Genomic DNA, 11,882 nt, shown 5'->3' with positions numbered 1-11,882 from the left:
ATATGACAAAAGAAATGAAATTTAAAGAGATTATTGCACAGTACTGTGAAGTAGCCCCCAAGGATTTAAAGGACGCTCTCAGATTTCGCGAGGATCTGGGATTTAGCTCGCTGGATTTTATGTCCTTCCTTGGAGAGCTTGAGGATGAGTTTGATGTTGAACTTGAGCAGGAGAAGGTTGTAACGATTCATACTGTAGGTGAAGCGATGAGTCTTTTAAACGAGGTAGCATGAGCACACAAAGCTACATAAATACGCAGTAGATAGTGCAAGTAAAGGGATTCAGTATGGAAAAAGTTGAAGAGGTGTAGAATTTATGAAAAATATAAGATCTATCTGGGATGAGTCAGCAGCAAGATTTAAAGATATACCTGCACTGAGGTGGCTGGTAAAAAAGGATATACATGAAAAGACCTATGGTGAGCTCGATAGTTCAGTAAAAAAAGTAAGGGCTCATCTTGAAAAAGAAGGCTTCAGAGGAGCACATATTGCCCTTATTGGAAACAGCTCTCCAGAGTGGATAGAGGCTTATCTTGGCATTACTACAGGAGTAAATATTGCAGTTCCGCTGGATGCAGGGCTCCCTGATGATGAGCTTACAGAACTTATAAACAGGTCTGATTCTGAAGCACTTTTTCTTGGAACTAACAGAATTTCTCTAATGGATAAGGTCCGGGAAAGATGTCCTAAAATAAGAAAGATATGGGCTTTAACGGAAGATGAATTCTCTCATTTTTCAGAATCAGATATCAATGTGCCGGGAGCAGAAGGCTATGAAATTGCTACCATAATCTATACCTCCGGTACAACGGGTAAAAGCAAGGGAGTAATGCTTACACAGGAAAACCTGGCTGAGAATGTTAAAAATGTTGAGTATGATGCAGAACCCGGTGGAGTTACCATGAGCGTTCTTCCAATCCACCATGCATATTGCCTGGTTATGGATTATCTTAAGACCTTATCACTTGGAACCACCATATGCATAAACGACTCATTGATTCATATGGTGAGAAACATGTCCATATATAAACCTGAGGTAATGCTCATGGTTCCGCTTATGATAGAGACAATATATAAGAGAGTTTCTGCTCTTGATAACGAAGCTGTAAAAACTGTATTTGGAGGAAGGCTCAGAACTATTTTTACAGGTGGCGCACATCTTGATCCATTTTATATTGAAAAATTTCAGGAGTATGGAGTGGAGGTGCTTGAGGGCTATGGAATGAGTGAATGCTCACCGGTTATTACATCCAACACACAAAAGGATCATAAGCCGGGATCCATAGGTAAGCCACTTGCAAATGTGGAAATTTCTTTTGAAAACGGAGAAATCCTTGTACGTGGAAGCTCAGTCATGAAGGGGTATTACAAGATGCCTGACGAAACTGAGGCTACTATAAAGGATGGATGGCTCCATACCGGCGACAAGGGATATCTTGATGAGGATGGATATCTTTTCATAAACGGAAGAGTAAAGAACCTCATAATAATGTCTAATGGTGAAAATGTATCTCCTGAGGAAATAGAGAATAAGCTGGCTCTTAGTCCGCTTATTTCTGAGGTAATAGTCACCGGCGAAAACAACGGACTTACTGCAAGGATTTTCCCTGAGACAGAGATTGTTGATAAAAAAGGACTGGATGTAAATACTTTATATTCAGAGCTGCAGAAATTCATAGATGACTATAATGCTTCACAACCAACATACAGGCACATCACACAAATTGTAATACGAAGCACACCGTTTATCAGAAATTCCACCGGAAAAATAAAAAGGCAGGACGCTCTTAAAGAGAACCCTGCAGCGTGAATGGTCAAATTGCTTTTCGGGAAGTTTTTCCTAAATCATGAATGGTAAAATACCGTTTAGGAAAATGGTTGTAAGGATATCAGCTATATTTTCGGCCGGGGATTCAAAATCCTCGGCTGTCCATTTGTGGAGAACGCCGATTGTACTACCTATAATTCCTGCGATCATGAAAGAATACTTCTCTTTGGAAACTTTTTTATTAGTCTGAATATCGGTCATCTGCGTTACGTATTGATGGAACATAGTCATTGCCTTCTCAAAAAATCCGTCGCCTCTGGCGCTTTCAAGAAGACTTGAAAGGAACGGATTTTTCTTTGTGTAATTACAGATTGCAAGAAAATACGATTTGCAAAGGTCTCTGTTATTGTCTGAATGAAAGCTTTCCATCATATGAAATATATCGTTGATGGTCTTATCCTCGGCGGCATTTACCAAAGCCGGTATGTTTTCATAATGATTATAGAAGGTGCTCCGAACAATTCCGGCTTTTTTTATGACATCCGCCACAGTGATCTTTTCAAAATCCTTTTCCTTTATCAATATAAAAAAAGCATCGATTATTGCATCCTCGGCAGTACTGTATCTCTCGTCAAATTCGTTCATTATTATCCCCTTATAAGTCGCTTTTCCCGCTATTTTATCATAAATCCAATACTAAAGGGAATATTTCAGGCATTTATGAATTGGCTATCTTTTTTCTATATGATAATTACTTAGCAATATTCAGGTAGAGTTTGAAGCAGTAAATAAGCATAATTATATTAGTGTATGGGAGGTAATAAAAATGAAGAAGAAAGCGATATGGGGACTTATGATGACTATGGGATTACTTACAGCCTGCAGCATGGCAGATACCACAAATAAAAACGCCGAGGCAGCTGAGAGCGTTGAAAACGAAGTGAAGGAAGAAACTGCAAATACAGAAGAAACAGAATCAGAAGACTCAGAAGTAAAAGAACCTGCGGATAATGCTTATGCAGAGGCAATAGCGGAGGAAACCTCGGTTTCCGAAGAAGCGACAGAAGCTGCGGAGGAAGATGCCAAAGAGGAGAGAGTTCCTACTGCTGAAATTGGTGAGCATGTGCTTCCGAAATATACTAATTTACGGACAGATGAAGCAGGTACAATTGAGCATATATCATACACGGGACATGATTATGCAGGTGATGGAAGTGAGATTACTAAGGAAGCAAATGTATATCTGCCACCCAATTATGATGCTGAAAAGAAGTATAATCTAATGATCCTTCTTCATGGAATTGGGGGAAATGAGGATGAATGGGGACTTACTAAAACAACATCGAGAGTCAAAGCCATCATGGATAATCTGACTTACTACGGTGATATTGAACCCTTCATAGTTGTTACCCCAAATGGGAGAGCAGGAGCTGATAACAGCAAGGATACGAATAAAATAGATTCTTTTTACAAATTTGGAGAGGAGCTTAGAAATGATCTGATACCTTACATGGATTCTCACTATGCTACCTATGGGGAATACAGTGAGGATGGCTATGACCTTAGCGCTGCAAGGGCTCACCGCGCTATTGCAGGATTATCTATGGGCGGTATGCAGACTATAAACATAGGGCTTGATGAGTGCAATGATATTTTTGGATATTTTGGGGCTTTTTCAGCAGCACCTACAAGTAATCCCGCTACCAAAACGGCAAGCATCCTTGAGGACTGTGAATATCCAATATACTATATGTACAATATATGCGGCCTTCAGGACAGGATAGCTTACCAGAGCTCATCTGCAGCAGCTAAAAATCTTCCTTCACTTAGTGATAAGTTTACTGAGGGTGAAAACTTTATGTGGCAGGAGCTTGATGGTGGCCACGATTTTCATATATGGTACCTTGGCTTTTACAACTTTGCACAGATTGCATTCAAGCATGACGAAGAAAATATGAATTAATGAATTTTTATTTCCCTCAAAACGTGAAAATAATTATATTTTTATTCACCCTTTCTTTATGGAAATTTAATTAGCATAATAAAAAAACGTATATATAAACATGATAAAATACATATGTTAGGTGAAGAAGGTGGTGGATTTCACGTTATTTGAGGGAATAAACTTGTGAAAGATAGTACTGACCGGAATCTTAAATCGCATAATGTGGTAATAGTAATAATTACCATAGCAAGTATTGGGGCTATCGTAGAGAGTATAAACCTGAGTTGGGAATTTTGGGTTTTACCCTTGATTTTGTGCGGCATTATAGCTGTGTGGGGGATTCATATAAGGCAGTACCGTGATGTGGAGTTCAGAGAAAACTTCTACATGATTTTTTCCATGATAATAGCCTTTTTTCATGGAGCTCATTTCACAAGCTATTTTGATCTTTTTGTTACGTCTTCACTTCTTCTTGTAACATCAACTCTGCTGAAGAGAAAATTGTATCTTCATCTTAATCTTGCGGAGTTTTATCTCATTATGATAATGCAGACTGTTCATGCAGTCATTACAAAAGCAATAAGCTTCGATTCTCTTACAATTTCCAGAGTAGTACTACATTGTGTGGCAGAGTTTGCCCTTTATAGAGCATTGCTTAGTATTATTGATGATTATCATACAGTTGAAAAAAGCCTGGAACTGAAAGAGAGAGACGAAGTAATGAACAACTCCACAATGGAGGACTTCCTTGTAAACATCTCTCATGAACTCAGGACTCCTGTAAATGTAATAACAGGAATGTCTGAGCTTATACTTAAAAAGAACTATAGCGAAGATGTCGAATCAATAAGAAATGCGGGAATACGGCTCTCACATCAGATAGAAGAAATTCAGGATTACAGTGAGATACAAAGAGGAGATGCTCTTATAGTCGAGGAAAAGTACAGCATCATCTCGATGGTTAATGATATTTTCACCGGATTGAATATTACGGGAGTAAAGAAGGGAATTGAGCTGATACTTGATCTTGATCCCAATCTGCCTGCACTTCTAAAGGGAGACGGATCAAGACTTGGAAAAATTGTTGAGCAGCTTCTTGATAATGCAATAAAATTCACCAAGTCGGGCGGAGTATATCTGAAAATAACCGGAATAAGAAAAGAATATGGTATAAACCTGATAATCGAAGTGACTGATACCGGTGTTGGAATGAAAAAGTCTGATATAGAAAAAATCTCAAAGGGAGATTATCAGGCAAACAGAAAGAGAAACAGAAGTACAGGTGGAATAGGTCTTGGGCTATCCATAGTCTATGGATTTGTGAGACTGATGAATGGCTTTGTGACTATAGAAAGTGAAAAAAATAAGGGCACAACCGTGCGGATAAGTGTGGTTCAGGAAGTACTGGATGCCACACCCTGCCTCAGAACAAAGACAAAGGACTTTGTAAATATTGCATATCATGTAAATCCTGAAAAATTTAAAAACATGAAGGTCAGGGCTTTTTATAATGAGATGGCTACAAATATGGCTAAAGGGCTTAGAGTGAACTTATACCCGGCTCCCAGCCTGACTGAGATTAAGAAGGTCATGGAAAGAAGGGATATAACTCATGTTTTTATGGGTTATGACGAGTATAGACGCTCACCTGAATATTTCGAAGAGCTGGCAAAAGATGGCATTAAAGTCGCTGTCTTTTTGGACAGAGGTATATCACGGCCGGAAAATTCTTCTTTGATCTATATGTCAAAGCCTATTTATTCATATCCTATTGCTGAATTTATTAATGGTGATGCTAATGGAAAACTGCCTGATGGTGAAGGAATCAGGCCTGTTCTTGATGGAGTTAGGGCACTGATAGTGGATGATGAACCATTGAATCTTGTGGTGGCATCAGGGCTTTTTAATGATTACAATATGATAACCGAAACCGCAGAAAGCGGGCAGGAAGCAATAAATAAATATGAGAATAAAGAATATGATGTAATTTTCCTTGACCACATGATGCCTGAAATGGATGGTATTGAAGCTATGAAAAAGCTTAAGAGGATGGCAGAGAGAAAGGGGAAGAAGTTATACACTGTAGTACTTACTGCCAATGCTATAAGCGGAGCAAAGGAAATGTTCCTACGGGAAGGCTTTGACGGATTTATTAGTAAGCCCATAAAGATTGCTGATTTTGAGAGAGTCATGAACCGTGGGCTCTCGGAAGGCAAAATTGTTCGTAACGGAGGTGCTAAATGATTAGACGACCTCTGAAAAAAGTAATCGATATGATAAAGGATCCATCCAGAAATTTCAAGGAGCGAGTATTTATTCTTCTTACGCTGGTCATATATCTTGTAATCTTAATTGCGCTGGCGGGAGATATTGCTTTTGATGAAAACTGGATAGAAATAATATCTCTTATTATCACTGCAGTTTTAATCCCTGTAGTCACTTTTGTTTCCGTAAAAAAGAATAAAGTAAATCTGGCAGCGAGAATAGTAGTTATAGGACTTGTTTTTGTGCTGCTTCCTATCCTGTTCTATTTTGGCGGCGGTATTGAGGGCGGAGGAATTCTTTGGATAATTTTTGCTTACTTGTATACCGGTATGGTACTTAGCGGAAAATGGAAGCCTGTAATACTTGTTATCCTTACCATGGAAACAATATTGTTTTATGCGCATGAATATTTTTATCCTGATCTTATATATCATCATGGTCAGGAGTTGTTCTACCTTGACTCTCTGTTTTCAATGATTCTGGTTGGTATAGTGGGCTGTCTTATGGTGTGGTTTGAGGAGTGGCTATACCAGGAAGAGAATAAGAGAGTAAAGGAAGAAAATAAGAAAATTGAGGAACTTATAGAGAGTAAGAGCAGATTCTTTTCCAATATGAGCCATGAGATCAGAACACCCATAAATACTATTTTGGGATTAAACGAGATCATCTTAAGACAGGAGGAAGCCTCTGAAGAGATACTGAAGGACTCAAGACATATTCAGGGTTCCGGCAGGATGCTTCTGTCTTTAGTAAATGATATTCTGGACCTTTCCAAGATGGAAGCCGGAGAGATGGAAATCGTTCCTGTCAATTACAATCTCGAGAATATGCTCTCTGATATTGTTAATATAATAGGCCTTCGCGTTGAGCAGAAGGGACTTAAACTGAACATAGAGATAGATCCGTCAATTCCGGCGGAGCTTTACGGAGATGAAATGCGTATAAAGCAGATACTGATCAATCTGCTGAACAATGCTGTGAAGTATACACAGGAAGGATCTGTAACTCTTCGTATTGAGAAGGGGGACATGAATGGTGATGACATTCTTCTTTTGTACTCAATAATTGATACAGGAATTGGAATCAAACAGGATGCGATACCTTACCTGTTTGATGAATTCAGAAGAATTGATACAAAAAGAAATGCCGGCATAGAGGGAACAGGTCTTGGACTTGCCATAGTAAAAAGACTTGTGGGTCTTATGAACGGAAAGATAACTGTTAGTAGTATATATACTGAGGGCTCAACCTTCATTGTGTCTTTAAGACAGAAGATAACAAGTCATGACAGTATAGGCGAAGTGGATATTCAAAACCTGGCTTACAAGGATGTACATGAAAAGTATATGCCGGGATTTATTGCACCTGATGCCAGAATCCTCATTGTTGATGATAATGAGATGAATCTTGAGGTAGAGAGAAAGCTTATCGCTGAAACAAAAATCAGTATTGATACGGTTTCAAGCGGAACAGAAGCGCTGTCTATGACTCTTAGTGAAAAATATGATGTGATCTTTTTGGATCATCTCATGCCGGGGATGGATGGTATAGAATGTCTTCAATATATCAGAAAACAGGCAGGAGGCCTTAATAACCAGGTCCCTGTAATTGCTTTGACGGCAAATGCAGGTAGTGATGTAAGAGAGCTTTATAACAAGAGCGGCTTTGACGGATATTTGCTTAAACCTTTATCAGGAGCTGAATTTGAAGAAATGCTGCTGGAATATTTACCTGAGCATAAGGTTAAGAGAAATGTCGAAGACACTAATGCCAAGGTTAGAAAGAATAGCACAGGTAGATACAGCAAGAAGATTTCTGTAATTGTCACAACCAGCAGTATGTGCGATCTGCCTAAGAGTACTCTTGAAAGCTGCCAGATTGATATTATTCCTTTTAGTATAAATGCCGGCGGCAAGAGTTATAGTGACAGAGCAGAGGCAAGTGCTGATGAAGTGCTCAATTATATGAGGCATGGCATATCCTTTGAATCGTTGCCGCCATCTGTTGAGGATTTTGAGCGGTTTTTCGGAAAAGAGATAAAAAAGGCTCATGAGATAATATATATATCGCTTCCTTCTGTCTTAAGCAAGGAATACGATAATGCACTTGAAGCTGCCAAGGAGTATGGAAATGTTAAGGTTTTTGATTCCGGTTGTAATTCAGGTGCCATGGGACTTGTCGCGCTTATAGCACATAGGTTGGCCATGCAGGGTATGAACTCTGAAAAAATAATTGAGGAGCTTGAGAAGGCCAAAAATAGAATATGCTGCAGTTTTATCACCGGTGATGCAGAACTTATGATGAATCGCGGGTCTATCGGTAAGTGGATTTACGGATTTATGAATACCTTTGGACTTAGGCCGGGTATTCTAGTCAAAAACGGAATTCTTTCAATAGACAAAATGTATTACGGTGATTTTTCAATCTGCTACGAGAAATATATTGAGCATATGCTTCCGAAAAAGATAAAGCCTGATCTGGATGTGATCATGGTTAATTATGCTGAACTTTCAGAGGAAGGATGTAAAAGGATCAGAGAGGTCATAAGTCGAAGATTTGCTTTTGAGAATATTATTTTTCAAAATGCATCTGCTGTTATGACCCTTAACTGTGGTATGGGTGCTTTGGGTATCTCGTATTTGACCAAGGGAAACACCTCATATGATCTTGGTAAGTTTTTGACAGAACGCAGCTTTGAAGATGAAATAGATGAAGAAGACAGCACTTTCGAAGAGAACAGTACTTATGAAGAAGGTAATACTGATGAAGCTATAATGGAAGTGGGACAGAACAAGGCAGAAGAAAGTAAAAAATCCCGGTTTGAGATGTTGACGGGAATTGATGCAAAAACTGCACTTGAATATTCCGGGTCTGAGGAATCGCTTTTATCTGTTATGAAAATATTCTATGAGTCTATTGATAAGAAGGCGGATGAAATAGAAGATTTTTACGATAAAGAGGATTATAAGAACTATACAATTAAGGTGCATGCTTTAAAAAGCTCATCGAGACTTATTGGTGCGACAGATCTTGGAAATCTTGCAAAAGACCTTGAAATGGCGGGTAATAATAATGATATTTGTTTTATAAAGGAAAATCATAACAGGCTTATTAACAAATTCAGAGGCTTTAAAGATATACTATCGCCACTTTTTGATAATCTTCAGGAGGATAGTGCAAAAGCAGATGAATCGCAGGTTAACGAGAGATTTGACAGTGAACTGCTGAAAAATGTTTATGAGGGAATATATGATGCCACTCAAAAAAATGACAAGGGAATGATTGAGGATATTCTGGATGAAATCTTTGAATATAAGATTCCAAAAGAGGATATGGAGAAACTAAAACAGATAAAAAAATATGTAGCCGAAAGCAATTTTGAAATGATAAGAAAACTGGTAAATTAGTTATTAAATGACTCTGTTCTTTTTTATGAAACAAGGGGGACTATATGGCAAACAAAGTTGCACTTATATCACACCAGGTCAGCGTAGTGGTCAGGTCAATTGAAAAAAGCCTGCAGGAGCAAAACTTTTCAGTAGTAAAGCTGGATATAAATATGGAGCAGATAATGGCCTTTATTGATAAGGCGGATGTGTTTCTTATTTATCTTCAAAATTCAATTCTTGATGATGAGAAAAAGGTGAAGGAGCTTTTTAAGCTATGCGATGCTGTAAGAGACCATAACAGAAGACTGATCCTTATTGGCTCGGACAGAGATCGTGAACCGTTTATTCAGACGGTTCCTGCGCTTCATGACTGTACATGGATGGGACGGCCTGTTGACATGGAAGCACTGACTGATGAAATAAAAGGCGAAATAGAGAGACTTGCCGATGAAAACTCTCATTACAGTATTTTAATAATAGATGATGATCCCGTATATGCCAGGATGGTCAGAGAATGGCTTAGATTTAACTACACTGTCAGCACTGTAGAGGATGGGACTCAGGGCATAACTTATATATCAAGAAGAAAAGTGGATTTGATACTGCTTGACTATGACATGCCTGTAGTTGATGGGCCAACTATACTGGAAATGCTTAAATCATTTCCGGCTACATCAAATATTCCTGTTATGTTTCTTACCGGGAAGGGTGACAGAGCAAGTATAAAGCGTGTTGTGGACTTAAAACCCGCAGGGTATATTCTGAAAACTACAAATAAGGCTGAGCTGCTAAAAACTCTGAATGATTTTTTTGATAAAAATCTGTTGGATTCCATAGATGTGAAATCATAAATGCGCAGGTGATATATATGAGTCTTAATAAGGCATCAAGAAAATTATATATCTGGTTGGGTGTGTACTTTTCAATAATCATAGTGTTGTATGTGCTGCTTCTTTGGAAAAAAATAGATACCCGTATGGTTATTCTGTTGAGAATCATAATGATGACATTATTTATGGTCAGTATAATCAGATTGCGGAAGAAGGATCATGCTGCAAAGGAGAGGGAAAGGCTTATAAATCGTGCCATTCAGTATGCAGTATCCTCCAATTCTCCGGAGGAAAATATAAACAATATGGTCAGATATCTGGGCAAAGAACTTCAGGCCATGAGGTTTTTTATCTTTGAAGATCAGAAAAACGGGAAGTATCGCGGAACCTATGAATGGTATGATGAGGAATTGGAATCAGCATCACTGGATATCCTGTATCTTCCTGTTGCTGGAATTGTAGACAAAATATATGAGGGATTTGAGAAAAACAATCAGCACATAATAAAAAATGCTGAAGCCTGCAAAGCAACAATACCTTCTCTGTATGATTTCTTTAAGAATAATGATATTGATAATATGGTTTTGGAATCACTGGAAGTAAATGGTAATTCTTTCGGAATATGTTGTGTAACCGACATACCGAAGAACAGACTTGATGATGTGGCTGAAATACTGAATTTGATCTCCTATTTTATTTCACAGCTTATAATGCAGCGCGAAGAGCAGAAAAGGACATATTTTTACAGCTATAATGATACGCTTACCGGTGCTTTTAATAATATAGCTTATAAGCGATTTGTAGAAAATGAGCTGGATATAAGTGAACCCTTCGGATATTTAAGATGTGATCTTATAGGACTTTCAGAAATAAATGTATCTCAGGGCTATGAAGTAGGAGATATGATAGTTATTGTTCTCGCCAAAGCTTTAATTGAAGTGTTTGGTGAAAAATATGTTTTTAGAATGAATGGTACGGAGTTTGTGGCATTCGGATTTGAAACAGATGAGGTTCATTTTAATTCAGATACCTCAAGGGTTAAACGCCTTGCATCTGAAAAGGGCATAAAAGTGGAGTTTGCACCTGTTTATTGCATGTATGGCACATCAGATATAGCTATGGTTGTCAAACGTGCTGACAACATAATGCATGAAAACTTTGAAAAAATGATAGTTAGATGATATTATAACTGATAATTGCATAGGGAAAGCGTGAGGTGTCTGCAGGCAATAGTTGCTTTATCATAAATTGAGTATAGAAATTGCTGTGCAGGTGAAAAGGGAAGCAGGTGCAAATCCTGCACGATCTCGTCACCGTGTTTCGAGAGTCTGTTTCAATTGGCCACTGGAGAATAATCCGGGAAGGTGAAACTGACGTTGTGTATACTGAATCGATAAGCCGGGAGACCTGCCTTTCGCTGTACATGGATCATCCGGGCTACGAGGAATTAGCTGTACGAATACTTTATTCAGGGCAAATAGTTATGTTTGTCTTTATTGTGTGCGTATTTTTAAGAACTCCGTCTCAGCGGAGTTTTTTATTTTTCTTCTTTTTAAGTCAGTCGTATTTCGGATTATTCATTTCCATAAAAACAAGTGCATAAAGAAAGAGGTAAATTATGAAAAGAAAAACTATCGCAGCAATAATGACGCTTGCTCTCACATTTTCACTTGTGAGCGGTTGTGG

Annotated in this window: 8 protein-coding genes and 1 riboswitch; of the genes, 7 read left to right on the top strand and 1 reads right to left on the bottom strand. The window is 38.3% G+C overall.

The window, feature by feature from the left end; genetic code table 11:
* The first annotated feature begins 2 nt into the window (after positions 1-2).
* Together ACHCNF_RS03075 and ACHCNF_RS03070 are read left to right on the top strand one after the other, a co-directional pair.
* Positions 3-233: an acyl carrier protein gene (locus ACHCNF_RS03075; RefSeq protein WP_408071329.1), complete on the top strand. Its 231-nt coding sequence runs from the start codon at positions 3-5 to the stop codon at positions 231-233.
* An 82-nt stretch (positions 234-315) separates the two neighbouring features.
* Positions 316-1,809: an AMP-dependent synthetase/ligase gene (locus tag ACHCNF_RS03070; protein ID WP_408071328.1), complete on the top strand. Its 1,494-nt coding sequence runs from the start codon at positions 316-318 to the stop codon at positions 1,807-1,809.
* A 30-nt stretch (positions 1,810-1,839) separates the two neighbouring features.
* On the opposite strand, the gene ACHCNF_RS03065 is transcribed toward ACHCNF_RS03070, so the two are convergent.
* A complete protein-coding gene (locus ACHCNF_RS03065; protein ID WP_408071327.1) occupies positions 1,840-2,412 on the bottom strand; it encodes a TetR/AcrR family transcriptional regulator in 573 nt (190 codons plus the stop codon).
* 181 nt (positions 2,413-2,593) lie between these two features.
* Between ACHCNF_RS03065 and ACHCNF_RS03060 the strand changes: the two genes are divergently transcribed.
* From ACHCNF_RS03060 to ACHCNF_RS03040, 5 genes are all read left to right on the top strand, one after another.
* Positions 2,594-3,730 (top strand): alpha/beta hydrolase, encoded by a 1,137-nt coding sequence (locus tag ACHCNF_RS03060; RefSeq protein WP_408071326.1) that lies wholly within the window; start codon positions 2,594-2,596, stop codon positions 3,728-3,730.
* Positions 3,731-3,895: 165 nt separating this feature from the next.
* Positions 3,896-5,956, top strand: coding sequence for a hybrid sensor histidine kinase/response regulator (locus ACHCNF_RS03055; RefSeq protein WP_408071325.1), 2,061 nt, complete (start codon positions 3,896-3,898; stop codon positions 5,954-5,956).
* Positions 5,953-9,384, top strand: coding sequence for a DegV family protein (locus ACHCNF_RS03050; protein ID WP_408071324.1), 3,432 nt, complete (start codon positions 5,953-5,955; stop codon positions 9,382-9,384). Before ACHCNF_RS03055 ends, ACHCNF_RS03050 begins: the two co-directional genes overlap by 4 nt.
* A 44-nt stretch (positions 9,385-9,428) precedes the next feature.
* Positions 9,429-10,217: a response regulator gene (locus ACHCNF_RS03045; protein WP_408071323.1), complete on the top strand. Its 789-nt coding sequence runs from the start codon at positions 9,429-9,431 to the stop codon at positions 10,215-10,217.
* A 17-nt stretch (positions 10,218-10,234) separates the two neighbouring features.
* On the top strand, positions 10,235-11,377 hold the full coding sequence (locus ACHCNF_RS03040; protein WP_408071322.1) for a GGDEF domain-containing protein: 1,143 nt from the start codon (positions 10,235-10,237) through the stop codon (positions 11,375-11,377).
* A 61-nt stretch (positions 11,378-11,438) separates the two neighbouring features.
* Positions 11,439-11,626: riboswitch (cobalamin riboswitch) on the top strand.
* Positions 11,627-11,882: the final 256 nt, after the last annotated feature.

The sequence above is a fragment of the Butyrivibrio sp. NATIVEDY162 genome (assembly GCF_045999815.1).
Taxonomy (GTDB): Bacteria; Bacillota; Clostridia; order Lachnospirales; family Lachnospiraceae; genus Butyrivibrio.
This window is presented reverse-complemented; position numbering and strand designations above follow the sequence as displayed.

Bases quoted from the DNA above. Each gene is read 5' to 3' on its own strand.
- ACHCNF_RS03060 (WP_408071326.1), top strand. From the start codon at position 2,594: ATGAAGAAGAAAGCGATATGGGGACTTATGATGACTATGGGATTACTT.
- ACHCNF_RS03040 (WP_408071322.1), top strand. From the start codon at position 10,235: ATGAGTCTTAATAAGGCATCAAGAAAATTATATATCTGGTTGGGTGTG.
- ACHCNF_RS03045 (WP_408071323.1), top strand. From the start codon at position 9,429: ATGGCAAACAAAGTTGCACTTATATCACACCAGGTCAGCGTAGTGGTC.
- ACHCNF_RS03070 (WP_408071328.1), top strand. From the start codon at position 316: ATGAAAAATATAAGATCTATCTGGGATGAGTCAGCAGCAAGATTTAAA.
- ACHCNF_RS03075 (WP_408071329.1), top strand. From the start codon at position 3: ATGACAAAAGAAATGAAATTTAAAGAGATTATTGCACAGTACTGTGAA.
- ACHCNF_RS03065 (WP_408071327.1), bottom strand. From the start codon at position 2,412: ATGAACGAATTTGACGAGAGATACAGTACTGCCGAGGATGCAATAATC.
- ACHCNF_RS03050 (WP_408071324.1), top strand. From the start codon at position 5,953: ATGATTAGACGACCTCTGAAAAAAGTAATCGATATGATAAAGGATCCA.